Annotated in this window: 20 protein-coding genes; 9 read left to right on the forward strand and 11 right to left on the reverse strand. The window is 61.5% G+C overall.

Annotation, left to right across the window (positions count from 1 at the left end; translation table 11 throughout):
• Positions 1 to 52: 52 nt before the first annotated feature.
• The 5 genes from gldA (at position 53) to JAO77_RS04860 (ending at position 6,872) form a co-directional block, all read left to right on the forward strand.
• Positions 53 to 961, forward strand: a complete 909-nt coding sequence (gene gldA / locus JAO77_RS04840; RefSeq protein ID WP_198989163.1) for a gliding motility-associated ABC transporter ATP-binding subunit GldA — start codon at positions 53 to 55, stop codon at positions 959 to 961.
• Between the two features lie 8 nt (positions 962 to 969).
• Positions 970 to 1,284, forward strand: a complete 315-nt coding sequence (locus tag JAO77_RS04845) for a hypothetical protein (protein ID WP_198989164.1) — start codon at positions 970 to 972, stop codon at positions 1,282 to 1,284.
• A gap of 38 nt (positions 1,285 to 1,322) precedes the next feature.
• Entirely contained in the window at positions 1,323 to 2,048 is a 726-nt protein-coding gene (gene gldF / locus JAO77_RS04850) for a gliding motility-associated ABC transporter permease subunit GldF (protein WP_198989165.1), read from the forward strand.
• On the forward strand, positions 2,049 to 3,773 hold the full coding sequence (gene gldG / locus JAO77_RS04855) for a gliding motility-associated ABC transporter substrate-binding protein GldG (protein ID WP_198989166.1): 1,725 nt from the start codon (positions 2,049 to 2,051) through the stop codon (positions 3,771 to 3,773). It begins immediately after the preceding gene.
• Positions 3,774 to 4,055: 282 nt separating this feature from the next.
• The gene (locus tag JAO77_RS04860; RefSeq protein WP_198989167.1) at positions 4,056 to 6,872 is read left to right on the forward strand and encodes a S9 family peptidase; all 2,817 of its coding nucleotides are present in this window, start codon (positions 4,056 to 4,058) and stop codon (positions 6,870 to 6,872) included.
• Between the two features lie 122 nt (positions 6,873 to 6,994).
• On the opposite strand, the gene JAO77_RS04865 is transcribed toward JAO77_RS04860, so the two are convergent.
• Entirely contained in the window at positions 6,995 to 7,861 is an 867-nt protein-coding gene (locus JAO77_RS04865; protein WP_198989168.1) for a DUF7003 family protein, read from the reverse strand.
• Positions 7,862 to 7,996: 135 nt separating this feature from the next.
• On the opposite strand from JAO77_RS04865, the gene JAO77_RS04870 reads away from it, so the two are divergent.
• Both JAO77_RS04870 and JAO77_RS04875 read left to right on the forward strand, forming a co-directional pair.
• Positions 7,997 to 11,506: a DEAD/DEAH box helicase gene (locus JAO77_RS04870; protein ID WP_198989169.1), complete on the forward strand. Its 3,510-nt coding sequence runs from the start codon at positions 7,997 to 7,999 to the stop codon at positions 11,504 to 11,506.
• Between the two features lie 496 nt (positions 11,507 to 12,002).
• Positions 12,003 to 12,365 carry a hypothetical protein gene (locus JAO77_RS04875; protein WP_198989170.1) on the forward strand — a complete coding sequence of 121 codons (363 nt, stop codon included), beginning with the start codon at positions 12,003 to 12,005 and terminating at the stop codon, positions 12,363 to 12,365.
• 22 nt (positions 12,366 to 12,387) lie between these two features.
• Here JAO77_RS04875 and JAO77_RS04880 read toward each other — a convergent pair whose 3' ends face one another.
• Genes JAO77_RS04880 through JAO77_RS04900 form a run of 5 tightly spaced genes read right to left on the reverse strand, consistent with a single transcriptional unit; the run spans position 12,388 to position 16,650 of the window.
• The gene (locus JAO77_RS04880) at positions 12,388 to 13,587 is read right to left on the reverse strand and encodes an NRAMP family divalent metal transporter (RefSeq protein WP_198989171.1); all 1,200 of its coding nucleotides are present in this window, start codon (positions 13,585 to 13,587) and stop codon (positions 12,388 to 12,390) included.
• Positions 13,584 to 14,360 carry a LamB/YcsF family protein gene (locus tag JAO77_RS04885; RefSeq protein ID WP_198989172.1) on the reverse strand — a complete coding sequence of 259 codons (777 nt, stop codon included), beginning with the start codon at positions 14,358 to 14,360 and terminating at the stop codon, positions 13,584 to 13,586. Before JAO77_RS04885 ends, JAO77_RS04880 begins: the two co-directional genes overlap by 4 nt.
• Positions 14,357 to 15,364: a 5-oxoprolinase subunit C family protein gene (locus JAO77_RS04890; RefSeq protein ID WP_198989173.1), complete on the reverse strand. Its 1,008-nt coding sequence runs from the start codon at positions 15,362 to 15,364 to the stop codon at positions 14,357 to 14,359. The genes JAO77_RS04885 and JAO77_RS04890 overlap by 4 nt, the downstream gene beginning before the upstream one ends.
• Positions 15,354 to 16,097: a 5-oxoprolinase subunit PxpB gene (gene pxpB, locus JAO77_RS04895; protein WP_198989174.1), complete on the reverse strand. Its 744-nt coding sequence runs from the start codon at positions 16,095 to 16,097 to the stop codon at positions 15,354 to 15,356. The genes JAO77_RS04890 and pxpB overlap by 11 nt, the downstream gene beginning before the upstream one ends.
• Before the next feature lie 28 nt (positions 16,098 to 16,125).
• Positions 16,126 to 16,650, reverse strand: a complete 525-nt coding sequence (locus JAO77_RS04900) for an FKBP-type peptidyl-prolyl cis-trans isomerase (protein ID WP_198989175.1) — start codon at positions 16,648 to 16,650, stop codon at positions 16,126 to 16,128.
• Between the two features lie 162 nt (positions 16,651 to 16,812).
• On the opposite strand from JAO77_RS04900, the gene JAO77_RS04905 reads away from it, so the two are divergent.
• Positions 16,813 to 18,249 (forward strand): phytoene desaturase family protein, encoded by a 1,437-nt coding sequence (locus tag JAO77_RS04905; protein WP_198989176.1) that lies wholly within the window; start codon positions 16,813 to 16,815, stop codon positions 18,247 to 18,249.
• Positions 18,242 to 19,078 (forward strand): alpha/beta fold hydrolase, encoded by an 837-nt coding sequence (locus JAO77_RS04910; protein WP_198989177.1) that lies wholly within the window; start codon positions 18,242 to 18,244, stop codon positions 19,076 to 19,078. The genes JAO77_RS04905 and JAO77_RS04910 overlap by 8 nt, the downstream gene beginning before the upstream one ends.
• On the opposite strand, the gene JAO77_RS04915 is transcribed toward JAO77_RS04910, so the two are convergent.
• The 5 genes from JAO77_RS04915 to JAO77_RS04935 all read right to left on the reverse strand — a co-directional run bounded on the left by JAO77_RS04915 (position 19,045) and on the right by JAO77_RS04935 (position 26,914).
• Positions 19,045 to 19,326, reverse strand: a complete 282-nt coding sequence (locus JAO77_RS04915; RefSeq protein WP_198989178.1) for a DUF1294 domain-containing protein — start codon at positions 19,324 to 19,326, stop codon at positions 19,045 to 19,047. The two genes, JAO77_RS04910 and JAO77_RS04915, sit on opposite strands and share 34 nt — an antisense overlap.
• 180 nt (positions 19,327 to 19,506) lie before the next feature.
• The gene (locus JAO77_RS04920; protein ID WP_198989179.1) at positions 19,507 to 20,649 is read right to left on the reverse strand and encodes an FAD-dependent monooxygenase; all 1,143 of its coding nucleotides are present in this window, start codon (positions 20,647 to 20,649) and stop codon (positions 19,507 to 19,509) included.
• Positions 20,650 to 20,724: 75 nt separating this feature from the next.
• Positions 20,725 to 23,277 (reverse strand): DUF4132 domain-containing protein, encoded by a 2,553-nt coding sequence (locus JAO77_RS04925; RefSeq protein WP_198989180.1) that lies wholly within the window; start codon positions 23,275 to 23,277, stop codon positions 20,725 to 20,727.
• Positions 23,278 to 23,323: 46 nt separating this feature from the next.
• Complete coding sequence (locus JAO77_RS04930; protein WP_198989181.1) at positions 23,324 to 23,716, reverse strand: hypothetical protein; 393 nt, start codon at positions 23,714 to 23,716, stop codon at positions 23,324 to 23,326.
• Positions 23,717 to 23,854: 138 nt separating this feature from the next.
• On the reverse strand, positions 23,855 to 26,914 hold the full coding sequence (locus JAO77_RS04935) for a DUF6493 family protein (RefSeq protein ID WP_198989182.1): 3,060 nt from the start codon (positions 26,912 to 26,914) through the stop codon (positions 23,855 to 23,857).
• Between the last annotated feature and the right edge of the window lie 68 nt (positions 26,915 to 26,982).

The following is a 26,982-nucleotide window of genomic DNA, read 5'->3' on the forward strand; positions in this document are numbered from 1 at the left end:
AGGCTCAGCATGACAAACGTAAAAAATCAATTGCTCCTAAACCCAAGCCTACATGGTTGAGGTAGAACACTTAATCAAAACCTACGGCGCGCAAAACGCCGTGGACGATATCAGCTTCCAGGCTGGAAAGGGCGAAATCGTGGGCTTCCTAGGTCCCAATGGGGCGGGCAAGAGCACCACGATGAAAATTGCCCTCGGGTACCTGCCACCCACAGCGGGCACGGTGCGCATCGCGGGGTTTGATGTGCAGCAAGACCCCATTGCGGTGCGCCGCCGGGTGGGCTACCTGCCCGAGCATAACCCGCTCTACCTCGATATGTACGTGCACGAGTACCTCGAATTTATTGGCGGCGTGCACGGGCTGAAAGGCCGCGACCTACGCCAGCGCGTGGCCAATCTGGTGCAAAAAGTGGGCCTCACTCGCGAGCAAAATAAGCAAATTGGGGCTCTCAGCAAAGGCTACCGCCAGCGCGTGGGCCTGGCCCAAGCCCTTGTCCATGACCCCGACGTGCTCATCCTCGACGAGCCTACCACCGGCCTCGACCCCAATCAGATAAGTGAAATTCGCCAGCTCATCCGCGAGCTGGGTGAAGATAAAACCGTCATTTTTAGTACGCACATTCTGCCCGAAGTCACGGCGCTGTGCTCCCGCGTGGTCATCATCAGCCGGGGTAAGCTCGTGGCCGATGCGCCCGTGGCCGAGCTAGCCGCCCGCGCCGCCGGCGAAACCGTGCTTCGCGCCGAGTTTGAAGGCCCCGTGACGACCGCGCCGCTGGCTGCTCTACCTGGTGTGCGCGCCGTAGAGACGGCCGGGGCGGGCGTGGTGCTTATCCGCACCGCGCCGGGCACTGATGTACGCGCCGCGGTATCGCGCCTGGCCGTGGAGCAGGGCTGGTTGCTCCTAGGTCTGCGCCAGGAGCAACAAAGCCTAGAAGCGGTGTTTGGGGAGCTGACTAAGTAGCAACTGCTATGGGAGATTCGACCAGAGTCAGAGAATGGATAGAAGCCGGGAAGCAAGTCGGTAAGTCTATTTCCTATGGCGAAGGGGACGAGAGGTACTTGCTATCAATTGGGGTGCAGAAATGGGAAGGCGAATACAAGCTTTACTTTTTCAAAGCAAACGAATCTAGAATGGCAGACCTTGATTATTACGATGCAGAGGGAGTAATCAGGGTTGCGCATTTTGAGGAGCTTTTAAAGCTGATTAGCTCCCTGTCTCCATTCAAGCTTAGTGAATTGGCACCTTTGAAAGGACAGAAAATATTCAATCCAGTATTCGACTAAATTTTGCCGTTTTCAAAGACACTATAACGGCTGCCTACATGCTTACTATTTTACAAAAAGAATTCAACGCCTTTCTCAACTCGCCGGTGGCCTACGTCGTCATTGGCGTGTTTTTGGTGGCTACCGGCCTGTTCGTGTGGGTTTTTCCCGATAGCAGCGTGCTCGACTATGGCTACGCCGACCTGCAATCGCTGTTCAACCTCGCGCCCTGGATTTTCCTGCTGCTGATTCCGGCCATTACCATGCGCACCTTCGCTGAGGAGAAGAAGGCCGGCACAATAGAGCTGCTGCTGACCCGCCCGCTCACCGATGGGCAGCTGGTAGGCGGCAAGTATTTGGCGTGCTTACTGCTGGCGCTATTAGCGTTGGTGCCCACGTTGCTGTATTACTTCTCGGTGTATAAGCTGGGCTCACCAGTTGGCAACATCGACTCGGCGGCTACGGTGGGCTCGTACCTAGGGCTGGCCTTGCTGGCGGCGGTGTTCGCGGCGCTGGGCGTGCTGGCTTCGGCCCTTACCCGCGACCAGATTATCGCCTTCGTGCTGGCCGTGGTGGCGTGCTTTCTGGTGTACACGGGCTTCGATTCGCTGGCCTCGATTTTCGATGGGGCGCCGGCGTATTACATCAGTCAATTGGGCATTGCGGCGCACTACCGTGACCTTAGCAAGGGGCTGATTGACTCGCGCGACGTGCTGTATTTTCTCACCGTGGTAGCCGTGGCCCTGCTGGGCACCCGGCTGGCCCTGCGCAGCCGCAACTGGTAAATGGAACCCACTACGACTACCTCGGCGGTTCCCGCCCCCTCGCGCAAGCGCCAAGATTTGCTACGCTTTGCCGCCATCATCGGCGCGCTGTTCGTGTTGAATTTCGTGGCCCAGCGCTTTTTCTTCCGCCTCGACCTGACGGAGGAAAAGCGCTACACCATGTCAGATGCCACCAAAAAGTTGCTCACTGACCTCAAGCAGCCGGTGACCGTGACGGTGTACCTCACCGGCGACTTTCCGCCCGCCTTCCGCCGCCTCGAACAGGCCGTGCGCGAAACACTGACTGAGATGCAGGTGTACGGCAGCGGCAACTTGAACTACGTTTTCATCGACCCCAGCGCGGCCGGTACCGAGGCCGGGCGCAACCAGTTCTACCAAACGCTGCTTAAAAAAGGTCTCAAGCCCACTAATCTAGGGGCCAATGAGAACGGCAAGCGCATCGAAAAGCTCATCTTTCCGTGGGCTGTGGTGCAGGCTGGCGGCCAAACCCGCAACGTACTGCTGCTGCGCGGCAGCCAGGTAGCCGCTCCTGAAGAGCGCCTCAACCAAAGCGTGGAAGGCCTGGAATACGAACTGGCGAGCACCATTCGGCAGGTGGCGCCTCCAGGCGGCGCCAAGCGCCGCCTGGGCGTGATAACCGGCCACGACGAGCTGACCAACGTGCAGATGGCCGACATCCTCACGGCATGGTCGCAGAACTACGACGTGTTTCGGGTAGACCTCAATCAAGTAAAGGACTTGCGCGGCAACCTAGACGCCGTGGTGGTAGCCAAGCCCCAAAAGCCGTATTCGGAGGTCGAGAAATTTCGCCTCGACCAGTTCATCACCCACGGCGGGCGGGCCATGTTTTTTGTGGATGCCCTGCGCGTAGACCTCGACAGCGTGAGCCGCAACGGCGCCGCCCTGGCAACGCCCTACAACCTGAACCTCGACGACCTCTTCTTCCGCTACGGCGTGCGGCTCAACCAGAATATGCTGCTCGACCTCAACTGCGGGCAGATTCCGCTGGTGACGGGCATGACCGGTAATAAGCCTAAAATCGAGCCGTTGCCCTGGCAGCTCTACCCGCTCATCAATCGCTTTAGCGCGAATCCCATCACGCGCAACCTCGACGCGGTGTACCTGAAGTTTGTGGGCAACATCGACACGGTGAAGGCCGTGGGCGTGCGCAAAACGCAGCTGATGAGCACTTCGCGCTACACCCGCGTGCTGCCCGCGCCAGTGCCTATCAACTTCAACGATGCCCGCCTGGAGCCGAACCCGAAGCTTTACAAAGACAGCTACCAGTCGGTAGGCTATTTGCTCGAAGGTCAGTTCCGCTCGCTCTTCGCCAACCGTGCTGAGCCCGGCACCACCAAGTACCAGCCCGACCAAAACCCCAACGCCCAGCCTAGCAAAATCCTGGTTATTTCGGATGGCGACTTCTTGCGCAACGATGTGGACCCCAAGTCGCAGCGCCCCATGCGCCTAGGCTACGACCGCCTCTCCAGCACCGAGTTTGCCAACCGCGAGCTCATCCTCAACGCCACCGACTACCTGCTCGACGAAACCGGCCTCATCGCCGTGCGCGGCAAGCAAATCACGCTGCGCCCCCTCGACAAAGTGCAGCTCGCCGAGAAGCGCCAGGCCTGGCAAGCCCTGAACCTGGGCGCCCCGCTGGTGCTGCTGGCGCTATTTGGGGCGGTGCGGGCATGGTCGCGCAAGCGGCGGTACGCTCGGTTTTAAACCGTATTTGGGAATTGTAAACACACTATTTCCGGGTCATGCTGAGCTTGCCGAAGCATCTTTATCGCTTCATTCAACGGTGCGGTAGAGATGCTTCGGCAAGCTCAGCATGACCCGGAAATTTTGGTTTTATATCTCCTAGGTAGGCAGCCTGACCTAGGAGACTGTAGCACTACGGGGAGATTAGGTAGGAAATTATTGGAGTTGCGGCGCAGCCCTAGGTCGGCTACATTCGCCTTTGTAGCTGCCGCTTCTGGTTACGCTTCAGCTTCTCTGTTCCGAATGCCTAAATATCTACTCCTACTTGCCGGCTTGGCTTGCCAGCCCGTATTGGCGCAGCAAGCGCCTAAAAAGCCACTCGACCACTCCGTCTACGACCAGTGGCAAAGTGTTGCCAACCAGCGCATCAGTCACAACGGCAAGTACGTGCTGTTTCAGGTGAAACCGCAGCAGGGCGATGGCGTGCTTTACCTCAAAACAACGGGTAATAAGACACTGCGGCAAGTGAGCCGGGGCGATTCGGCGCTGTTTACCGCCGATTCCCGATTTGCGGTGTTTAGCATCAAGCCGCGCTACCAAGACGTGCGCCAGGCCCGCATTAAGAAGAAAAAGCCGGACCAGATGCCGAAGGATTCCCTAGGTATCTATATGCTGGCCACTGGCAAGCTCACCAAGTACGCCAACGTGAAGTCGTTTCAGGTGGCCGAGGAGGCCTCTGCTGTAGCCTTTCTGGCCTTGAAGCCGACCAGCAAGGATTCTGTAAAAAAAGCGCCCGTCGATACGGTTAAGAAAATAACGGACCGACTGCTGGAAGTGAAGAAGGACGGGGCACCGCTCACGGTTATCAACTTGGTTACTGGCCAGTTGCGCACGTTTGAAGCCGTGACCGACTACCAAATCAGCAAGCCGGGCAACAAGGTGGCGTTTGCCGTGGCGGCTCCTAAGGGCAATAAAACCGTGAAGTCGGGCCTGTTTGTGTACGACTTGGCTACCGGCAACCTGCGCCAGCTCAGCGCGGGCAAAGGCGTGTACAAAAATCTGGCTTTTGACGACGCGGGCAAGCAACTGGCCTTCACGGCCGAAAAGCACCCGGAGAAGGCGCTAATGAAGCCTTTCAGCCTGTACTACTCTGATTTTGGCGGTGATAGCGCTCGGCTGCTCGCCGCGCCGAGCGCCAATGGGCTGAAAAAAGGTTGGTCGCCCAGCGGGTTTGGGAAGCTGGTGTTCAGCGACAACGGCGAGAAGCTGTTTTTTGGCACCGCCCCCGACCCCATTCCGCAGGATACAACGCTCGTGGATTTTGAGCACGCTAAGCTCGATATCTGGAACTACAAGGACGACTACCTGCAGCCGATGCAGCTGAAAACCTTGAAGAAAGACTTGCAGCGCAACTACTTAGCCGTCATTTATCCGCGGCAGGCGGGCAAGTTTATTCAGCTAGAAGACGAGTACCTGCGCGACTCGTTTGTGGCCGACCAAAACAACGCCGAGTACGTGCTGGCTGTGACCGACACCGCCAAGCGCGTGGCAATGCAGTGGCAGGGTAGCACGCTAAAGCAAGCCTACCTAGTATCGACGCGCACGGGCGAGCGGCTGGCTATCAACCCCAAAGCGGCCAAGAGCCGCTTCCAGTTGTCGCCCCAGGGCAAGTACGTGGTGTGGTACGACTACGAGTCGAAGAACTGGTTTTCGTACGCGGTGGCCAGCCACCAAACGACCAACCTGACGGCTAAAACCAAGGTAGCCTTCGCCGACGAGGAAAACGACTCGCCCGAAGACCCGCAGCCCTATGGCGTGGCGGCGTGGACCAAAGACGACGCAGCCGTGCTGATTTTTGACCGCTATGACATCTGGAAAATCGACCCTAGGTCCGGTGCGGCTACCAACTTTACCAGTGGGGTAGGGCGACGCGATAAACTTATTTTCCGCTACCGCATGCCGGTTGATAAGCAAAAGTTTATCGAGCCCAAAAACAACCTGTGGCTGCTGGTGCAAAACGAAACCAACAAGCAGTGGGGCTATTATAAAAAGAACATTGCCAGCGCGGCTGCCCCGCAGCTAGCAGCAATGGGCCCCGTGGGGTACTCGCCGCTGGTGCAGGCCAAGCACGCCAACGAGTTCATCTATACCAAGTCGAGCGTGAGCCAACCGGCTGACTTGTACGCCAGCCGCGACCTGCGTCAGGAAACCAAGCTCAGCAGCATCAACCCGCAGCAAAAGGACTACAATTGGTTTACGGCTGAGCTGGTGCACTGGACCACCCCCAAGGGCTACCCCGCCACCGGCGTGCTCTACAAGCCGGAGAACTTTGACCCGGCTAAGAAGTACCCGATGGTGGCCTACTTCTACGAGAAGCTGTCCGACGGTTTGTACAAGTACACGGCGCCCGCGCCCACGCCCTCGCGCCTCGACATTGCGCTGTTTGCCAGCAACGGCTACCTCGTGTTCACGCCCGATATCAGCTACACCATCGGCGAACCCGGCCCCTCGGCCGTGGAGTTTGTGAACTCGGGCGTGGAGAGCCTCAAGAAAAACAGCTGGGTCGATGGCGCCCACATCGGTATCCAGGGCCAGAGCTGGGGCGGCTACCAAGTGGCCTACCTCATCACCCAAACCAACATGTACGCCGCCGCCTGGGCCGGCGCGCCGGTCGTGAATATGACGTCGGCCTACGGCGGTATTCGTTGGGAATCAGGTCAAAGCCGGCAGTTTCAGTACGAGCGCACCCAGAGCCGCATTGGGGGCACGCTCTGGGAAAAGCCGGAGGTGTACATTCGCAATTCGCCGCTGTTTTCGCTGCCTAAGGTGCAAACGCCGGTCGTTATCATGTCCAACGATGCCGATGGGGCCGTGCCGTGGTACCAGGGCATCGAAATGTTCACGGACCTGCGCCGCCTAGGTAAGCCCGTGTGGCTGCTGCAATACAACGGCGAGGCCCACAACCTGGTGAAGCGCGAAAACCGCAAGGATATTTCCATTCGCGAGCTACAATTCTTCGACCACTACCTCAAAGACGCCCCCGCCCCCGTGTGGCTGGAGAAAGGCGTACCCGCCGTCGAAAAAGGCCGAAATTGGGGCTTGGAAATTTCGAAGCAGTAGATTGCTTAGGGTTTCGGGAAGGTCATAAGAAGGGCGCGCCGCGATTGTGGCGCGCCCTTCTTATGCCTCGTTAAGTGTGCCGCGACGAGCAGCATCGGACCAGTTTCGTTTTAACAGTTTATCTACAGAGAGCCCGAATCAGGCCAATTGCTCCAATGCGTATTCGGGGCTAGCGTGGGGCGGTAGTGACTGATGTCGCCGGTAGCCAAAACGTGCGCTAGCTGCTGCCATGTTTCGTAGCTGCTGGGGCGGTCGTTTTCCCACGCTTCCTGATTTTGGTGAGTTGTGCGCTCATTTTGTGCTTGTATAGCTGCAGCTAAGCCGGCTAGGCTAAGGCCAGACGCTTCCAGGCTTTGTTGACTGGTTTTGTAGATGTCTTCAACCGTAGAGCCAGTAGCTTCGACTACCCGCGATTGGTGAAAATCGCGGTGGTGCCACTCATCGAGTACCAGTATCTTCTGCAAGTGCTTGGGTAGTGACTTGTAAAGCTCTTGGTCTGTAGCCCGAAATAAAGCTGCATGGTCACGAACTAACAACCGGCCGGCCTCGTCCATCGTGATGCGCCCCGGCTCATACTCTACTAGCTCAATGCCAGCCTGCGCATAGGCCGCTAGGTCATGTGTAAGTGCGATAGGCGTGCCACGCACTAGTATGGTAGTGGCTTCCGGATTAAGTAATTCTTCGGCCGTGGCAGCTAAATAATCTTCCCACTCGATAGGGCTGGTGCCGTAATAGTTAGTATAACGGTTATTGTATTCTTCAAGATTAATTAAGCAATTGCCATAGTAAAACAGCTCAAGCTCAATGCTGCCGCCTCGCGGGTTATACCCTAGCCTTTCTACTACAATTGCCCACTGCTCATCGGCACGGAACAGATTTAAACGAGCATCAATCAGGTAGGAGTAGGGATGTCCAAGCGATACAAACGAACAGTAATAATTGTCGTTGGAATGGTCGAGTGTGTGGAGAATTTGCTCAGTCGTAGCCATAAGATATTCAGCTAAAAGGTTAAGCAATAGCACCGCAACTAGTCCTCATTGCTATGAAGACGCAAAGTACACCTGGTCACTTGAGCTTTGCGGTCTCGCCTAGCTACCTTTAAGGATAGTTTTTGCTGCCTGATTTTGTCCGAAACGTATTACGCCCGCCTCGCCGCGCTAGCCAGCGCGCCCGCCGCCACACCCGCCGACCAGCTACCCAAGCTGCGCCAGCTGCTGACCCAGGTGCTACGCGACGAGTGCAAGCGCCGCGAAGCGCCCTTTGCTGACCTTAGCCAGGCCATTGGCCTCGTAGCCTACGACCACAACCTGCCGCCCCTGCTGCGCCGCCAGCTCCAAAACCTGCGCCTCGTGGCCAACCTGGTGCTGCACGAAAGCTACCCGGGCACGGCGGCCGAAGTGGCTACCGGCTTCCTAGCTGTGGCCGAATTGGTGCGCCACCTCAGCGGCGCGGCGTACACGGGCCCGCTGCCGGCCGGGGCCGTGGCGAGCGCCGAAGAGCAAGCCATGGCCCTGCTGGAAGCCGAAGCGCCGGTGCCCGCCGCCAGCCCGGTGTGGCGGGTGCAGGTGCTGCACGCTGACCTAGGGACCGGCCAGCTCACCGCCGAACTGTGCGTGCCCGCCGACAACCGGCCCAGCGGCCCGTTCACTGTTGACCTGCCCGCCGCCTACGACAACTTGCTGCCGCTGGCTGCAGCCCTGCACCCGGTGCTGCACCTCGTAAACCCCGTGATGCAGCCCAATGGCCACATTCGGCCGCGCCGCGTGGTGCTGGAGCCCGATTACCTGGTGAGCGTCACCACCATTGCGGAGTGCGCGCAGGCGGGCGGCACCCTGCCCGATTGGGCGCTGCTCAAGGCGTTTCAGCCCGACGAAACCTCGCGCCCGCTGGTAGTCGGTAACCTCGTGAACATGCTGCTGGACGAGGAAGTGAGCCACGCCGCCCGGCAGGAGGAGTGGGCCAGCCTGCCCCCGGCCGCCGTGCTGGCCGAGGTAGACGAGGCCACCGGCAAAATCGAGTTTGCGGAGGAGCCAGTAAGTAAAGCCACAGAGTTCGACCTAGAGGGCTTTTTCAAGAAGCGGCTCTTCCGCTCCAACCCGCTCACCATTAGCGCGCTGCCCGAGTTCCAGACCCGCAATGGCGTGCCTGAGCTGCTCAACGACCTGCGCCGCCAGTACCAGACTTTGCGCAATACCCGCGTGCAGGGCTTCATTGCGGGCAGCCGCACCGGCTACCAGCAGCAGCCCTTGCGCGTGGCCGATTGCTTTCTGGAACCCGCGTTTTTGTCGGCTACCTACGGCTTGCAGGGCCGCCTCGACCTCTTGCACGAAAGCCCGACTGGCTACGACATCGTGGAGCTGAAAAGCTCGACCAAAGTGCCGCACGCCGAGCCCTGGAGCAACCACGCCGCCCAGGCCCAGCTCTACCGCTTGCTGCTCGAATCGGTATTCGGGGCCGATGGCGAAACGGCTGGCCGCGGCCGCACCAGCATTTTGTATTCCAATGCGACGCTCGACCAGTCGGCCGTGCGGCGCGTGGACCAGGACGCCGAACTGGTTGACCGCCTGCTCATGGCCCGCAACCAGCTTGTGGGCACCGAGTTGCAATTGGCCCGCGCCACCACGCCCGCCCAGGTCGAGAAGCTGCTGAGCCCGGTGCTGCACCCCAACCTTACCGCCTTGCCCAGCTTCGGCCGCACTAAGGCCGAGAAAATCGCCAATGCCTGGGCCGCCGCCGACCCCGTAGAGCGCGCCTACTGCCTCGAAATGACCCGTTTCGTGGCTCGCGAAATGCGCCTGACCCTGCTCGGCGACGATTCGCGCCCCGGCGATGCGGGCGGTCAAGCCGGCCTCTGGCGCCTGCCCGCCGCCCGCAAGCAGCAGAACTTCAGTTTGCTTGATGAGCTTGAACTCCTCGAAGACCATAGCAGCGCCGAGGACACCGCCCGCGACGGCCTAGGGCCGCACCTCATCTTCCGGCGCCCGGTGGGTGGCAAAGAAGTGAACTTCCGGGCGGGCGATACGCTCATTCTGTACCCGCGCCGCAAGCACGGCCAAGACCACCAACTCAGCGTGCTTGACGCCCAAGTGGTGAAGGTGACGCTCGCCGAAGACCTCACCGCCGACGGCCTAGTGGTGCTGAGCGTGCGCAACCGCCGCCTGGCCCCGCGCTACCTGGCCGGCCATTCGCACTGGGCCTTGGAGCCCGATACCTACGACACCTTTCGGCGCGAGTGGGCGGGCTTGTCGGCCTTCCTAGGTCTCGCGCCCGAGCGTCGGCAGCGCCTCATGGCCCGCACTGGTCCGCGGACGCCCGAGGGCTGGGATGCCACCGCGCCACCTGCCATCACCGCGCCCGAAGTGGTGCGCCGCGCCCTGGCCGCGCCAGATTGGTTTGTGCTCTGCGGCCCGCCCGGCACCGGCAAAACCCGCGCCGTGCTGCGCGAGCTGGCTGAGCGCCTCTACAAAGACGACAAGCAGGCGCTGCTGGCCGCCTACACCAACCGCGCCGTCGATGAAATCTGCGAGCAGCTGGTGGCGGCCGGGCTGCCGTTTATCCGGGTGGGCTCGCGGCTGGGCACGTCTGCGCAGTACCGGCCCTACCTGCTCGACAACATGATACGCGACTGCCCCAACCGCCAAACGGTGCGGGCGCGCCTCACCGGCTGCCCGTTCTACGTGGGCACCGTGGCGAGCCTGTTGGGCAAGCCCGAGCTGTTCTTGCTCAAGCAGTTCGACCTAGCCGTAGTCGATGAAGCCAGCCAGGTACTCGAAGGCCCCATGCTGGCGCTGCTGGCCAAAGTGCCCAAGTTCATCCTCATCGGCGACCACCGCCAACTGCCCGCCGTAGTCACCCAGGAGCCCGAAGCCAGCGCCATCGCCCCCGAAGCCGCCGGCCTGCTGCGTCAGGAGCTAGGCCTCAGCAACCTGCGCAACTCGTACTTCGAGCGCCTCTTCAAGCGAGCCGAAGCCCACTGGCCCCACGCCCACGGCACGCTGGCTGACCACTACCGCATGCATTCGGAGCTGGTGGCGCTAGTAAATGACGACTTCTATGAAGGCCTGCTGCGCTGCCCCATGCTGTGGCAGCACGAGCCCCTGAGCCGACCCACCTGGCCCGCGCCCGCCGATGCATTTCAGCAACGCATTCAAAACGAGCGCCTCATCTTCGTGCCCACCCGCCGCCAGCCCGAAGATTTATCGATGAAGGAATCGGCCCAGGAAGCCGAGCTAGCCGCCCGCGCCGCCGTCTACGTGGCCCAAGGCTACGGCCGCAACTTCAACCCCGAAAGCACCCTAGGTATCATCGCCAGCTACCGCAACCAGGCCGCCCGCATCCGCGCCCGCCTCGCCCAACTGGCCATAGAATTGGACTTGCCCGGCCTGCTGCACATCAGCGTCGATACCGTGGAACGCTACCAAGGCTCACAGCGCGAAGTGATTATTGTGAGCTTCTGCTGCCATCAAGAGCACCAGCTAGAGCTCATGGTCTCGCCCGACGAAACCGGCCAAGTAGACCGCAAACTCAACGTAGCCCTCACGCGGGCGCGCCAACAGCTCATTTTGCTTGGCAACGAGGTGGTGTTGCGCCGGGCACCGCACCACGCGGCACTGCTGGGGCGGTGCGGGGTATAGAGTAAGAATGAGTTTGAAATTTTGATTTTCAGTTCATGTTAAGCTTGTTAAAGCATCTGTGTCGCGTTTCTTCTGCCTCATGAAGCACTCTATTAGGTGCTGGCTACTGATTGCTAGTATAGGAAGTATTATTCCTCAAGCATTAGCTAAGGGTGGAGGCGGACATGGTGGCGGGGGTGAGCATGGCAGTAGTGGCGGACACGCGGGTGGGGGCTTCCACGGTAGCTTTGGCCACTCGTCTGCTCCATGGGGCGGCCTGCACGCCACGCCTAGTTACCACGGCTTTTCGTCTAAGCCAAGTGGGCCTTTTACGGTGGGCCACCTAGGTACTTCGGGTGTCGCTACTCCATTGGGAAACGGTTCTCATATACCAGGCTATGCCACACCAGTAGGAGGAGGGGCTTCGTCTGTACTTGAGGCATCCAATCTAAGGGAAAAAACGGCCGTTACGGAAGCCTTGGGTCCGCTTCGTGAGCTAGACCCTGGGCCTGCGCCGATGATTAGCCAGCAAGTAGCTGACACCATACCTGTAGCAGATGTATTACCTGTCCTTCAGCCTGAGTTTGCACCTGTTGCGCCGCCGCTATCCCGAGAACCTATTAAGGATGATGAATTCTGTTTGATGTGTGTGGGGAGCTTGGCCTTGGTAGGTGTGGGCGGCTATTTGCGCTATCGGCGCTGGGCTCGCCAGCGGCAGTTGCTGGCGCAGCTGGCAACTCATGCGGAAGCTGAGGCACCTGTCTATCCGCACGCCAAAGCTACTCTGCCAACTGAGGAGCCGCTAGTTGAGGATACTAAAGAGGCCTCTCGAAAGGTGAGGCGCTATAAAAAATCATCGTTACGAATTGCGAAAAAGTAGCTATTCTAGTTCCAATTGTTGCTTACCGCAGTAGCCCACTCACCTGCTCTACCAGCACGGGAACACTCAGCCCGCCCATGATGACGACCACGACCCAGCCGGCGGCCAGCATCCAGCGAGGGTGGCGGTAGGTGCCCATGAGGCGGCGGCTGGTGGCGGCGATGAGCACCACGGCCAGCGCGATGGGCAGTATCAGGCCGTTGATGGCGCCGGCAAAAACTAGTAGCTGCGTCGGCTTGCCCACGAGCACGAAAATGCTGGTGGATAAGATGATGAACACCGAGATGCACACCCGCTCGTAGCGCGCGAACACCGGGTGAAAGGTCTTGAAAAACGACACCGACGTGTAGGCCGCGCCCACCACCGACGAGATGGCCGCGCTCCACAAAATGACGCCGAACACCCGGAAGCCGACCTCCCCGGCTGCGGCCCGAAATACGCCGGCTGCGGGGTTGTCCTTATCGAGCGTGGCGCCGTGGGTGAGCACGCCCACGATGGCTAAAAACAGCACAAACCGCATGATGGTCGAAATAACGATGCCGCTCACGGCGCTGCGGTTAACCTCGGTCACGCTGCCGGGGCCTTTGATGCCCGCATCGAGCAGCCGGTGCGCCCCCGAAAACGTGATGTAGCCGCCCACCGTACCGCCTACTATCGTGACGATGGCCGCCGCGCTGAGTTTGGCCGGCAGCAGCGTGTGATGCAGCGCCTCGCCCAGCGGCGGGTGCGCGCTGATGGCAATACCTAGGGTCAGTAAAATCTTGACGGTGCCCAACAGCTTGGTGAAGCCGTCGAGCATCTGGCCCACCTCACGCACCCAAAACAGCACCAGCGCCACTATGCAGCTGATAATTGCGCCCTGCTCAAACGACAAGCCCGTGAGCACATTCAGCCCCAGTCCGCAGCCCGCGATGTTGCCGATATTGAAGGCAAAGCCACCTAGGATAACCAGCGCCGCCAGCGCGTAGCCAAGGCCCGGCAGCAGCTTATTGGCCAGGTCCTGCGCCCGCAATTCGCTCACCGTGAGAATGCGCCAGGTATTGAGCTGTGCGCCCACATCGAGCACCACCGACACCAGAATGACGAACCCGAAACTGGTGAGTAGCTGCTGGGTAAAGACGGTCGTCTGGGTCAGAAAGCCCGGCCCGATAGACGAATTGGCCATCAAAAACGCGGCTCCTAGGCTGGCCCCGCCGAACCATCTGGTCTTGAACTGCTTCATGCGGTGAAAGTCGGGCGGGCCAGTGTTACTCCCGCCGCGCGCAGCGCTTGGTTAAGCTGTTGCGCAAACTCCAGGGCGTGCGCCCCGTCGCCGTGCAGGCACACCGTGTCGGCTTTGATGGCAATTTCCGAGCCCTGCTGGGTGCGTACCCGGCCCTCCTGCACCATGCGCAGCACCTGTGCAATGGCCGCCTCGGCGCTGGTAATGAGGGCGTCGGGCTGGCGGCGGGGCGTCAGCGTACCATTGGCCTGGTAGGTGCGGTCGGCGAAGACTTCGTGAGCGGTGCGCAGGCCGATTTTCTCGCCGGCCTTGGTCAATTCGGAGCCAGCTAGGCCGTAGAGTACCAGCTCGGGCTGCACCTTGTACACGGCCTCAGCAATGGCCTGGGCCAGTGCGGCATTAGTAGCGGCCATGTTGTAGAGCGCGCCGTGGGGCTTGACGTGGTGCAGCGTGCCGCCCTCGACCCGCGCCACGGCCCCTAGGGCGCCGAGTTGGTACACCACCATCTCAAAGGTTTCATTTGCTGATATATCCATGTTGCGCCGCCCAAAACCTGCCAAGTCGGGTAGGCCCGGATGCACGCCAATGGCTACGTTGTGTTGCAAGGCTAGGCGCACGGTTTGGCGCATCACGGCCGGGTCGCCGGCGTGGAAGCCGCAGGCAATATTAGCCGACGTGAGGTAGGACATCAGCGCGGCGTCGTGGCCCAGCGTCCAGGCGCCGAAGCTTTCGCCCATGTCGCAGTTCAGGTCAACGGTAGGGGAAGAGGTCATGCAAGGAGTTTAAGAGAAATCGCCTGCCGTAGTCCTTGCAGGCGCCGTTCTTGCGCAAGGTACAGCGCCTGCGCCTCGGCCAAAGAAACTTCTTGAAACTGCAGAGACTGCCCCGGCCGCGCCTGCGCTAGGGCCGAAAAGTCGGCCGTGATGACCTGGGCCAGCCTCGGGTAGCCACCGGTGGTTTGGGCATCGGCCAGCAATACAATGGGCTGCCCACCAGGCGGCACCTGCACCGTGCCAAAAGTGACAGCGCTTGATAATAATTCGGGGGCTGAGTCGCGTGTCAGTGCCGGGCCTTGCAGGCGGTAGCCCATGCGGTCGGCGGCGGGCGTGATGGTGAAGGGCTCATGCCAGAAGGCGCGCTGGCTAGCTTGGGCAAACTGCTCATATTCGGGCCCGCGTACTGCCCGAATAACTGGCTGCGCGTGCGGTAGAGGGTACAGCGCCGGGCCAGGCAGCCAGCGGGCGGCAACCCAAGGCGCGGGCAACCCGGCTGGTGCGAGCAGTTGCCATAGCCGTTGAGCAGCGGGCGAAAACGTGCCAACCGGCAGCTCATCGTCGGCTTGCAGGGCGCGACCGTGCCAGCCACCTAGGCTAGCGCGCAAGTAGGTACTGCGGCTACCCAACGCTAGCGGCACTGCTAGGCATCCTGCCACTGCTAGGTAGGCGCGGCAGCCCGCCCGCGCCGCCCCAAACGCCAGCACCGTGCCCGCTCGCACGGCTACCGGCCGGTGCAGCGGCAGGGGCTGGCCATTGAGGGTGGGCGAGAGGTCGGCCCCAGTAAGGGCAACGAGGTGGTCGGCCTCAAAGCGAATGGCAGGACCTAAGAGCGTGATTTCGAGGCCAGCGGCAGTTTGGGGGTTGCCTACCAGCAGGTTGGCTACGCGCAAGGCCACGGCGTCGAGCGCGCCGCTCAGTACCACACCTAGGTGCTGATAGCCAGGCCGGCCGAGGTCTTGCACCGTCGTAAGCAGGCCAGGGCGGATAACACTAAGGCTCATGCGACAGGCGATTAAATTCGGCCTCGCTGATGGGCACGAAGCGCAGGTGCTGCCCAGCGTGCAGCAGCGTGGGCGGGTAGGCCGTGGGGTCGAACAAACGCAAGGGCGTGCGCCCAATGAGCTGCCAGCCGCCCGGCGTGGGCAGCGAGTAAATGCCCGTTTGCATCCCCGCAATGCCAACCGCGCCAGCTGGCACTAGGGGCCGGGGCTCGGCCCGGCGTGGGGTGGCGAGGCGCGTATCCAGTCCTCCTAGGTAGGGAAAACCGGGCGCAAAACCTAGCATATACACCAAGTACTCTGGCTTCGTATGCCGGGTAATAACCTCGGCCGGCGTGAGCCCGGTATGCCGGGCCACGGCCGCTAAATCGGGCCCTAGGTCGCCGCCGTAGCACACAGGAATCTCAACGGTAGCAATGGTAGCCAGTGGCGCGGCGGGGGCCACCAGGAGCCGCTGCTGTAAGATGTCGCATACCCGCTCGTAGGGCGGGTGCTGGCCCTGCGCGCTTACTAGCCACGGGTCATAGTACACGGTGAGGGTAGTAAAAGCGGGTACACATTCACGCAGCCCGACAAAGGGCTGCTGCCCTAGGTGGTCATAAAGTGCCTGAATAGCCAAGTGCGTACCCAAGCTGATGCTCTCGCCAAACTGCACGACCACGGCCGCATCGCCCAGCGGAAAGAGCTGCGGCGATAGCTGAGCGGCGTCGGTAATGCTAGTTTGGGGAGAAGGCATAGGGAACCAATTTGTGGTTTGGACCAGCTTATTGCACGTCCAGTAGCTCGACCTCGAAGCGTAGCACGGCATTGGGCGGAATGTCGGAGCCCGCGCCATCGGGGCCGTAGCCCAGCGCCGATGGTAGCAGCAACACGCCTTTTTCACCCTTGTGCATCAAGGCAATGCCTTGGTCCCAGCCCGAAATTACTTTTCCCTCGCCCAGCACAAAGCTGAAAGGCTCGTTGCCGTGCTTGGCCGAGGCGTCGAACACGGTGCCATCAAGCAGCTCCCCGGTATAGCGCACCGATACCGTCTTGCCTGCCGCGGCGGGTGTGCCCGTGGGGTTGGGAGTGCTGGGCACGTAGTACAGGCCCGAGGGCTGCCGCTGGGCGGTAGTTATCTTATTGTCGGCGAGGTATTTTTGGATGAGTGCCTCGTCGGCCCTAGTGTAGTCTATGTTGGCGGCAGCGGTCCTTTCCTGGTTGCCGCAGGCGGTTAACAGTACGCCTGGTGTGGCGAATAATAGCGCGAAGGCTAAGCGAGCAGCTAGGGTAGAAAAACGAAGGAGCATGAACGGTTTTTTGGTAAAAGTAGCGGCTTAGTGGCCAGTAGCGTGGACTTTTAGTCCGCGAGTTAGGAGGTCCAATCGGCATGCGGACCGAAAGTCTGAGCTACTGCCTGCCCGACGAGTTTACAATCCCTATGTTTGCTCTACCATTACTCTTAGCCGTTTATGTCCGCTTCCCTCGCTCATCCCATCATCGTTATCGGGGCCGGCGTGGGCGGCCTCAGCGCGGCCATTCGGCTGGCGCGGCAGGGCTACCGGGTGCAGGTGCTGGAAGCCCGGCCGCAGGCCGGCGGTCTAGCCTCGGGCTTCACGGCGGGCGGCTTCACATTTGATGCGGGGCCCTACATCTTGCTCGATAAGCCGGGGCTGGAATGGGCCTTCGCGCAGCTTGGCATTGCGCCCGACGCGCTGCCGCTCACACCCATCGAGCACGTCTACCACGTCTTGCACGAAGATGGTCGCGCCACAGCTTTCGACCGCAGCCTGGCCACTACAGCGGCGGGTTTCGAGGCGCAGTTTCCTGGCAGCGGCGCCTTATATAAAGCTTTCGTGGAGAAGATGCTGGCCACGCACCACAATGTGCAGCCGCTCACCTTTCACTCGCACCCCGGCGTGTGGGACGTGTTGCGCAACGGCTCCCTAGGTAGTGTGCCCTTCATGCTCAGCTCCTTAGCCTCGGTGCTCGATAAGGCCCAGCTGCCGCCTGCCTTGCAAGCCAGCATCGGCATCTGGACGCACATTGCCGGACAGCCCATGACCCAGGCGCCCGCCCCGATGGCCTTCGTGCCCGGCCTGTTTCACGGCGTGGGGTCATATTATCCTAAGGGCGGCATGCGAGCCGTGCCCGAGCTGCTAGAGGCAGAGGCGCGGGCAGCAGGGGTTGATATTCAGTATAATACAAAGGTGCAGGCCATCGAAGCATTTTCGGGTGCAGTAACCGCTGTTATGACGACCGACGGTGATTTAATGCCAGCCACCGCTGTAGTTTCGGACGCGGCCGGTATTGGTACCTATGTTGAGCTAGTAGAGGCAAAGCCTAACAAAATGCTACAGCAGCAGAAGCAGGAGCTGCAAAAGCTACCCTTGCAGTCGCCGGGCACCTGTGCCTACCTGGCGGTGCGGGGCCGGCAGCCACCGTACTACATCCGCTTTAAGCTGCGGGGTGCGGGGTGCACGGCCTTTGTGCAGCCTGGCCTGCTAGCGCCCGAGCTGGCGCAAGATGGCTGGTATCCGGCGCGGCTCATTTCGCCGCTGGCCCACCCCGAGGCCGACGCGCTGGGCGCGGAAGGCCAGCGCGAACTCATTGACCAGCAGCTGGCCGAGCCGTGGTGGCAAGAGGGCATTAGCGAATACAAAGTGCTGCACCGGCGCACCACCTTCGAGTGGGGCCGCGACTATAACCTGTACCGCGATAGCATGAACCCCGTCATGACGTCGCGCCTGATGCTCAAGGGCCGGCTAGCCCACCGCAGTCCCACCATAAAGGGCCTGTACCTCACCGGCAGCAGCACGCACCCCGGCCAGTGGGTCAGCTTTTGCGCCATCGCGGGCGTGCTGGCCGCCGATTGCCTGGCCCACGATTATCGCCCGGCCCATGCTTGATACCACCTTGGAGGCGCACCCCGCCGGGCGGCTGCGGGTGGCCCACCTAGGGCAGGGCGAAGCCGTGGTGCTACTGCACGGATACCCCGATAACCTGCAGGTGTTCAGTAATCTAGCGCCCTTGCTGGCTGTTGGTAAGCACGTTATTGCCTTCGACTGGCCCGGCCTGGGTGACAGCGACGAGTGGCCCGGCGGCGCCACGCCCGTGGTGCTGGCTCGGCGCCTGCTCACGCTGCTTGATGCCTGGGGCCTGGCCAAAGTACACCTTGTAGGGCAGGATATGGGCGGGCAGCCCGCGCTGGTATTTGCGGCCGTCTACCCCGAGCGCGTACACAGCCTGGTGGTACTCAATAGCCTGGTGGGCGGCGACGAAGCTACCTCCTGGGAAATCAAGTGGCTGCGCCGTTTCGGGCTGAATAAGCTGCTGCTGCGCCACCTGCCGCGGCTGGTGTACTGGCGGGCGCTGCACACGTTCTTGCCCTTCGGTTGGCCGGGGCTGAGCGCTGAGCTACGGCGCGAGCAATGGCGCACCTTTCGGCGGCCCGCCGTGCGCGAGGTAGTGGTGCGCATGTGCGCCGGCTACGAGGCGCAGCTGCCGCGCCTGCCCGCGCGCTACCAGCGGGTGCAATGCCCCACGCTCATCTTGTGGGGCGAGCGCGACAAGCATTTTCCGCCCTCGCAGGCGCATTTTCTGGCAACCCAGATTCCGCACGCGGAAGTTGCCATTTTTCCCGGTGCCACGCACTGGATGGTGCTGGCGCGGGCCACCGAAGTAGCGGCGCGCATTCGGGCCTTTTACGCTGCCTTGCCCATGCCCAAAGAGGTATAGAGTAAGTAAAAAGCCGCGCCCTGCACTAACGTCAGCAATAACGTGATGCTCCAAAAGGCCGCTTTTCGGTTTTTATGATGCAGCAGCAAAATGGCTGCCCACGCCCCCAGCGCTGCCCCTGGTAGCGTAGCCAAGTGCAGCGTCTTTTCAGAAATGCGCCGCTGGCCGCGCTGGGCTTTGCGCTTGTCTAGGGCGAATAGTATGAAGCATAAGATGTTGAAGAATGCTAGTAAGAATAATAGCGGCATTGTGAAAACAGAAGCTGTTTGAAAACATGATTTTAGTCATGCAGAGCGCAGGGAAGCATCTTGCGTGGTGCAGTAATCTCAACGTTATGAATACTGCGCCATGCGAGATGCTTCCCTGCGCTCTGCATGACCAGACGTGAGGCTTGAAGAGTAGCTAAACAGCCTGTTTAAAACACTTGCTCAAAACCCCAGCCGATACACCGAATAAAACTGCTGCTCGCTAACCCACCTAGGCGCGGCGCGCATGGCAAAATTGCGAACCGAACCCAGCGCGCCGCCTAAGTAGCCCACGTGGCCCATGAGACGCGAGGTACGCACGATGCGGTGGGCCTTGGCGCGGCGCAGGCGCTGCATGGCGGCAAAGGCGGCGGCTGGGTCGGCAGGTTGCTGCGAGAGGGTGAGGGCCAGCGCGTAGGCGTCCTCCACAGCCTGGCAGCCGCCCTGGCCCATGTAGGGCGTGGTGGCGTGAGCCGCGTCGCCAATGAGGCAAATGCGGCCGCGGTGCCAGTTCGGTAGCGGGTCGATGTCCATCACCTCGTTGCGGATAATGGCCGGTTCATTGGCCGCCGCCAGAATGGCCGGCACTGGGTAGGCGAAGCCCTGAAACGCGGCTTGCAGCCGCGCCAGCAGCCCGGCTCGCTCGTCGTCGAAAGTGCCCGGCACGGCCGCAAACCAATCGACCACGCCATCAGCAATTTCGGAGAAGCCAAACCGCAGCCCATCGGCCCAGGCCTCCCGAATGGCGCGCTTGTAGTGCGGCGTGAGCTGCACCGCCGACATGCCGCGCCACACTAGATGCCCCGTACCGCCCGGCCGCACCCCCGGAAATAGGTGCTCGCGCACCGGCGAGTGAATGCCATCGGCCCCCACTACGAAGCCCGCCCGCTGGGTGCTACCATCGGCAAAGGTGAGCGCGACGCCCGCCGCATCTTGGGTTAGCTTGGTACAGAGCTTGCCGAGCTGCACGTGGGCTGGCCCTAGCTCCGCCAGCAAAATCTGTTGGAGCGTGGCCCGCCGAATGGCCGTAGTAGAGTACCCAAACCGCTGCCGAATGCGCGCCTGGTCGGTGCGCAGCAGGGGGCGCATCTGGCCGTCTACTATCTCGATGGCTTGCAGCGGCACGCCGCCCGCGTTGATGCGCTCGGCCAGCCCGAGCCGGTCGAATACTTGCATGGCGTTGGGCGCCATCCAGATGCCGGCCCCGACGGGCAAAATATGCGGGGCGGCCTCGTACACCTGCACCGCCAGGCCCCGCTGCCGCAGCGCAATGGCCGCCGTGAGCCCCGCAATGCCCCCGCCAATGATGATACCCGGTAGCTGCATGAGGTGAAGGTAGGCTCGGCGGTAAGTTTCTCGCAAAGATGCAAGCCGGCGCAACTGCCCTGGGCGTAGGCTAGGCTACTTTTTATACTTGATTTGCCGCACGATGGTCTCGTCGGTAATCTTGTCGTCGTCCATTAGTAGCAGGGCTTTGCTGAGGATGATGGATAGTACGGCATCGCCCTCGAAGGGCAGAAACACGTCGGTGGCAGTTGCGCTCTTGGCCGAGCGGTCGGGCACAATGCACAGGTACTGGTCATTGGGCTCCATCAAGATATTGCCGCTCCCTAGGTGTATCTTGTAGGTGCGCAGCTTGCCCCGCACCACCAAAAACCGGTCGGATAGCTCGCTCACCTTACCGATTTTGAGGCGGGGTACCAGGCGCTCCAGCGCCAGCTTACGGTTTTTGGCCACCTCGCCTAGCTCACCAAAGCTGTAGTGCTGCCAGTAGTCGCGGTACTGCACCAGGCCGCCGTTGTCGCGCCAGAGCGGGTCGTTGCCCACGCTGGCTACCCCCACAAAGAGGTCCACGTCGCGCATTACTTCGGAGAAGGTCAGCGCGGGTACCTCGGGTAGCGGCACTACCTCGTCGCCGCGCACAAAGCGCACCTGGTCGGTGCTGATGTAGAGGTAGATGCCGGTGTCGTTCCAGGCATCGTCGGCGTTTACCTCGCTTACCCAAAACTCGGCTTGCAGCTGCTGGGCGGGCAGCGCCAGCGTGGCCTTGTCCGACTCGTAGCCCTTGTCGTATGCACCTAGGAGGCTGTATTTCCAGCCCCGCAGCTTGGCCAAGAAGTTGAACTGGTGCTGCTTGAGGATGTGCGCGGCCATGCGGTTAGAGTAGGTGCGGGTGCGCTCCTCGGGCGGCGTGAGCAGATACACCTCGCGGTAGGCCTGCTTGAGGGGCTGGCGCAGCTGGTAGCGCTCTAGCAGCTCGCGCCAGGCTAGCACCTCGGCCGCTGGGGCTAGCACTGGGTGCCAGAGCTGCAGCTCGGTGTCGGCGGTGGGGGCGGGCACGGGCTGGCCGTGGGCACCTTGCCACTGGCCGGCCAGCCACAGCGCATCCTGGAAGGTGCCATCGGGGCGGTGCAGCCGCCAGATAAGCGCGTGGGCCAGCAGGCTCACCAGGCCGTGCCGGAAGTAGTACTGCTCAAACCACGGCCACGCGATACGACGCTCGTCGATGAAGCTACGGTCGAGGCGGTCGCGCTGGGTGGTGTAGGTTTGCTGAGCCTGCGTTTGGGCGAGTTTTAGCTCTTTGAGGTCGTCGGCGTGCGTAGCCTTGAGCGCGGTGGGGGCAGTTTTGAGGGGTTTGCCGGCCTTGGCCCACTGCACGTCGGCCTTGCCGCTGGCCAGCAGCAGGGTGGCGGTGTAGTCACCTAGGGCCTCCTCCACCTGGCCATTTATCAGGCCAAAATCGGGCACAGCCATGTCCTCTATCTCGGCCGGGCTCACGCCCAGCGTTTGCGAAGCCTGCTGAATGTGCTTGGCAATCAGCTCCTGCGTATTGGTTTGCTTGATTTTAGACCGCACCCGCGCCAGAGCCGACACGCCGGGCAGGCCATTTTGCGACAGCACCAGCAGGCAGGCGTTACCGAGGCCCGCCGCCAGGGGACCTTTGCCGGGCACCTTGCGGTAGCACTTGGCGGCCAAGTCGGCCAGCTGCTGCAAAAGCGGCGCATCGGCCAGCGGCTGCAAGGTCCAGATGAGGCCTTTGGCCACTGTGGCGTTGCCCTCCTGCAAGTAGTCGTAGGTGCGATACGTGTAGGTGGCACCGTTGCCGTAGTCGTGCACGTGGGCTTGCTCCACCACTGGCATTGCCAGCAGCAAGGCCAGCCATTCGCTGGCTTGCTGGCGTACGGCGGCCGCACCTACGGCCGTGGCGCCGGCATCCAGCTCTTTGCGCAGCTTGGCGGTGGGCTGGCCACCGCTCACTTTCTGCCACTGGAGCAGCAGGCGGAGCCACGGCCCCGTGCTGGCCGCCGCTTTATCGAGCCCCGCCGCAAACTGATTAAGGTGGTCGCCGAAGGGGTCGCCATCGCCGAACCGCAGCGTGGGCAGGGCGCCAGGTCCCGCTTCCAGCAGCATGATTTCCTGCACCTTGGGAATGAGCTTGGCAATGTCGCCGGGCGTGACAACGGCATAGTCAAGCAACTGTTGTAAAAAGGCTTGCATGGCCTCGCCGGGCGGCTGTTGGCGGGCTAGCTTGGCTACTTGGCCTAGGGTCAGGCCCAGCGGGTAGCCCCATACGGCGGTGCGCCGGGCCTGGTGGTCGACCACCGAAAAATCGAGGCCGTAGAGGCGGAACAGGCGCAGATAATCGGTTTCGCCCAGGGTGTGCGGGCCGCGCATCAGGCTCGTTAGCACTTCGCCCAGCGCGTAGCGGGTGCTGTAGTCTTGACGCTGCACGCACTCGTGCATGGCCGTGGCCAAGGCCAGCACGAAGCGGCTCTTGTAAGCGGCTGACTGCTTGAGCAAGGCTCGGTAAGCCGGTAGGCTGGTTACCTTCTCATTGTAAGTTTTAGCCAGTGCTTCGGTAGCCAGCTCTTGCAGCACTGGCTTCATCTCAACAGCTTCAGGGCTAGGGTCATCAAACAGGTGCAGCAATGGGTCTTTAGTAGGGGCAGCCATCTAGAGTAGTAGGAGGGAATGAACAGAAAGCAGTGATACAAGCCATTTAGCCGCCCACCAGCGGCGTCAGCTTCACGAAGCTGGCCGTGGCGCCGGCCCCGAGCCACACTTCCTCATCGAGACTTTCGGCCTGGCGGTCATTGACAAGCAGGAAAAAGCCGTTATTCTGAAACGCTTCGAGGGCGCGGTACACCTGCTGCTCGGCATCGATGAGCTTGGCGGGACGCAGGCGGTAGCCATTGAGGGCGCGCTCTGACTCAGTGGGCTGCACCAAGCCCTGAAACAGGCCGGTTTGGCGGGCGTTGTAGGCCGCCACTGCGTCGTGCACGCGTCGGGCTATCAGCTCGCGCACGGTGAGCATTTCCTGAGCTATTTCGATTTCCAGGCGACCTAGGATGCTGCCAGCAGCAGTTTCGTCAAGGATGGTGAGCAGAGCCATGAGTAAGAGTAAATAGTTGGTTATGCAACGCGCAGTATTTCGTGTGCTGACGTTTGCGAACGCAGGGGTTCACTGTGCCACACGAGATACTTTGCTGCGCGCTGCATGACCTTTAAAGTTCAAGAGACAACTTCATCGCTAAGCAGCTTCTAGAGCGACAGTAGGCGCTGGCAAGTTATCAAGGACTTTCTTGAGCGCGGCAGTGGTCCGCCACTCACCTAGGCGGCCCTGCACAGCAGCGGGCACCAGTCGGCCCGTGCGCGCCACGAGGTCGGCGTACGGCTCTAGCAGCTTGCGCAGGCTGCGGAGCGGGGTGGCGGGCAGCTCGGGCAGCAAGGCATCCAGGGTTTGGGCCAGGGCATCATCTGTTTCGGGCGAAACGGCCTGCGCCTGGGGCAGCAGGTCGGCGAGGCGGGCCAGGGGGGCGTACTCAGCGGCTAGCAGGCGGCCGAGCCAAGTGCCCAGCGCTGCGGGCTGCAGGCGGCTTGTAGCGCTGGCGCCCAGCAGAGATTCTAAGGCCAGCGCTCGGCAGCTAGGCGCGTGATGCAGTAGGCTGACAGCCAGTAGTAAGGTAGTAGACTCACCAAACGCTGGCCCCTCATCGAGCAGGGTGGGGAGAGCCGCTAGCAGCACGTCGCGCTCCGTCGATTCGAGCTTGTCGGTCCAGGCCACTGAGCGCACCACGTGCCAGTGCAGCGCGCTCAAGTTGTGCGGCACCAGCGACGAAAGCGACCGGACCACCGACCCCAGCTGCCAGTGCCCCTGCGCCATGCCCCGAAAGCGCACGTGCAGCGAATACAGCAGCAGGGGCGAAGGCGCATCCTGGCTGGTATACCGGCTGGCAAAATCGAGTTTGATGGTGCGGTGGATAGTTTCAGGATTGCCGGACAGCCAGTAGGCTACGTGCTTAGTAGTTTCGGTTTTTAGCTCCCAAGCCGGAACCCAGGGGCTGCGTATGCCGGGATAGTCGGCCCCCGGTAGGGTGGCCCACTCCGCAAACTCGCGGTCCGGAAACTTGGTACGGGCGGCCACGGCCCACAGCCAAGGCAAGGCTTCGGCCAGCGTGGAGCCTGCCGCACCTTCGCCAGGCAGTAGGCTGCGCAAGCCCGTGGCCACGCGCTGCACTAGCGATTTAGGAGCTAAAGAAACTAAGCAAGGTTCAGTATCTTCTGCCCCTAGAAACCAACCTAATAGCTCACGCAAACCTTCGTGCTGTAACTGCGCCAGCATGGCCAGCGCCTCAGGCGAGCTGGCAGCGTAGGCGGTGCGGGCCAGCGCCACCGACAAGTCGGCGGCATTGGGCAGCTGGCCAGCGGCTTCGTACTGTAAAAGCCGCTGCAACAATGCGCTAGGTGCTATCCAAAAGGGCTCGTGGGTAGGCGTGCTGAGCAGCGGCAGCCCAGTGCGAGCGTGGAGATGCCACTCGGCGGCGGCCAGGCGCTGCCGCTCCACTAGCACCAGCGGGTCGGAGTTGTCGTGGTCGGTCTGCACCAGCACGCTGGGCACGCGCAGCGTACGAAATCCTTGCGCCCAACCCAGCAGCAGGGCCTGTACTAAGCCCCAGTAGCCGCTGACGTGGTTTTCGGCCACGATGGCTTGGGTTTCTGTCTCCGACTTGCCCTTCAAATAAGGCAGCACTTGCAGCAGGTAGGGGCGCAGCTGCTCGGCGTAGCCGGCGGGTAGCTGGTCCTGCAGGCGCAGCAGCCCATCGAGCCAGCGCTCAAATGCGGCCGGGGCATCATAGTGCAGTATCTCACCCGTCAAAAACAGCAGCTCGTGCCAATCGGCTACCGGCGCAATAGCCGTGTTAGAGGAGATATCCGGCACAAAATGCGCAAGTGGCGTGTAGCACACGCGAGGCCCGGTTGCAGCTGCAGGTGCGGTTAGCCAAGGCGCCAGCACCAGGCGGGCTGGGGCCGCCAGCAGCTCGGCTTGGTCTTGAATAGCGGCGCGGGTAGCGGCTAGTGCCTCGGCGGCGAGCAGCGGTTTTTTGGCCTGTAGCAAGGTGGCCAAGCCCTTGGCGGACCGCTCTTGCACGGCGCTATCGGCGTGGGCGAGTGCGGCGGCCAATACCAGCGCCACAGCCGGGGCCTGCGCGGGTTGCTGCCGGGGCAGCTTAGCCAAGCCACCTAGGAGGGTTTTAAGGCCAGTTTTAAGGTCGGGGCGCGTGAGGATGTTGTCGGCGTATAGCAGCAAGGGAGCCAGGTTGAAACCTGGCTCCAGCCACACGTTTTTGAGTTGCTCGATGGCGAAGTTGACTACTAAGGGCTGCGGGTGCGCCAGCAGCTCCACGAGGTCGTTTTGGCGCGCCAGGCGCTCGGTCAGCGTCGGCTTTAGGCTTAAAAATAGCTCCTTAAACCACGTGAGTAGCGGGCGGCGGAAGTCGCGGCGCAAGGCTAGCAGGCAGCGCGTAAGCAGGTCGGCCCGGTCGAGCTCACCCACCACTACCAAGCGCCCCAGCACCTGCTGCCAGGTCACGGTTTGGGAGGGGTTCTGTACGTGCCACTGCGCCCAATCGAAGGATGGAATGAAGTTGTGCCAGTGCGAGGGCCGGGCTTTTTGCACGTGCGCCTGCGCCCCGTCGAGGGTAGTGTTGAAATCAAATAGCAGTGGCAAGTCCCTTTCCAGAAGCGTTTTGTCCTGGCGTAGGCGCTCCGTGATAACGTCTAGCGCGTTGCTGGGCGGCGCGGCTTGGCTACTCAGCTCTTGCCCTAGGTTGCTGAGCAGGCTCGGTACGGCCAGCGCAAAAAGCCGGGGCTGAAACTCGATAAAGCCGCGCTGCTCTAGCTCGCGGAGCAAGGGGTACTCCACGATAACCCAGGCATTGGCTTCGGAGCGCAGCAGTAGCCAATCGGCCAGCCAAGTGGGGCGGGCGCACTCCAGCACCTGCCAAAAAGCCGCTGGGTTGTGTTGCACGCTGTTGCGCAAGCCCCAAATAAAGAACTGATTGGCCATCGCCTCCTTACGCGAGTACGTGCGCAGGCTCGCCAGAAACAGCATGCGGTCCTGCTCCGGCGTCATGGCGCTCCCCCACGAGTTGGGCTTGATTTCAACCACGCGGTCTAGCTCGCGCTGAAGCTGCCGGGTCTTCTGCCGAATGGGTACGATGTCCTCCTTGGTAAGCTCCAGTAAAAAGGGCACCAGCGCAGCCAGCCCGTGCTGCCGAATCACCTGCTCAAAAACTTCCACCTTCGTCATGGCACTGTCTATTAATAGGGTTGAAAAATCATGGAATTGATAGGCTGATGGCGCGGGGCTGTGCCCCG

It is taken from the genome of Hymenobacter sp. BT559 (genome assembly GCF_016427535.1).
Taxonomy (GTDB): domain Bacteria; phylum Bacteroidota; class Bacteroidia; order Cytophagales; family Hymenobacteraceae; genus Hymenobacter.

Coding starts and splice junctions, on each gene's coding strand:
- gldG (WP_198989166.1), top strand. CDS start 2,049: ATGGAACCCACTACGACTACCTCGGCGGTTCCCGCCCCCTCGCGCAAG.
- JAO77_RS04915 (WP_198989178.1), bottom strand. CDS start 19,326: ATGCCGCTATTATTCTTACTAGCATTCTTCAACATCTTATGCTTCATA.
- JAO77_RS04845 (WP_198989164.1), top strand. CDS start 970: ATGGGAGATTCGACCAGAGTCAGAGAATGGATAGAAGCCGGGAAGCAA.
- JAO77_RS04900 (WP_198989175.1), bottom strand. CDS start 16,650: ATGCTCCTTCGTTTTTCTACCCTAGCTGCTCGCTTAGCCTTCGCGCTA.
- JAO77_RS04905 (WP_198989176.1), top strand. CDS start 16,813: ATGTCCGCTTCCCTCGCTCATCCCATCATCGTTATCGGGGCCGGCGTG.
- JAO77_RS04865 (WP_198989168.1), bottom strand. CDS start 7,861: ATGGCTACGACTGAGCAAATTCTCCACACACTCGACCATTCCAACGAC.
- JAO77_RS04935 (WP_198989182.1), bottom strand. CDS start 26,914: ATGACGAAGGTGGAAGTTTTTGAGCAGGTGATTCGGCAGCACGGGCTG.
- JAO77_RS04890 (WP_198989173.1), bottom strand. CDS start 15,364: ATGAGCCTTAGTGTTATCCGCCCTGGCCTGCTTACGACGGTGCAAGAC.
- JAO77_RS04875 (WP_198989170.1), top strand. CDS start 12,003: ATGATTAGCCAGCAAGTAGCTGACACCATACCTGTAGCAGATGTATTA.
- gldA (WP_198989163.1), top strand. CDS start 53: ATGGTTGAGGTAGAACACTTAATCAAAACCTACGGCGCGCAAAACGCC.
- JAO77_RS04860 (WP_198989167.1), top strand. CDS start 4,056: ATGCCTAAATATCTACTCCTACTTGCCGGCTTGGCTTGCCAGCCCGTA.
- JAO77_RS04930 (WP_198989181.1), bottom strand. CDS start 23,716: ATGGCTCTGCTCACCATCCTTGACGAAACTGCTGCTGGCAGCATCCTA.
- JAO77_RS04920 (WP_198989179.1), bottom strand. CDS start 20,649: ATGCAGCTACCGGGTATCATCATTGGCGGGGGCATTGCGGGGCTCACG.
- JAO77_RS04925 (WP_198989180.1), bottom strand. CDS start 23,277: ATGGCTGCCCCTACTAAAGACCCATTGCTGCACCTGTTTGATGACCCT.
- gldF (WP_198989165.1), top strand. CDS start 1,323: ATGCTTACTATTTTACAAAAAGAATTCAACGCCTTTCTCAACTCGCCG.
- JAO77_RS04910 (WP_198989177.1), top strand. CDS start 18,242: ATGCTTGATACCACCTTGGAGGCGCACCCCGCCGGGCGGCTGCGGGTG.
- JAO77_RS04880 (WP_198989171.1), bottom strand. CDS start 13,587: ATGAAGCAGTTCAAGACCAGATGGTTCGGCGGGGCCAGCCTAGGAGCC.
- pxpB (WP_198989174.1), bottom strand. CDS start 16,097: ATGCCTTCTCCCCAAACTAGCATTACCGACGCCGCTCAGCTATCGCCG.
- JAO77_RS04885 (WP_198989172.1), bottom strand. CDS start 14,360: ATGACCTCTTCCCCTACCGTTGACCTGAACTGCGACATGGGCGAAAGC.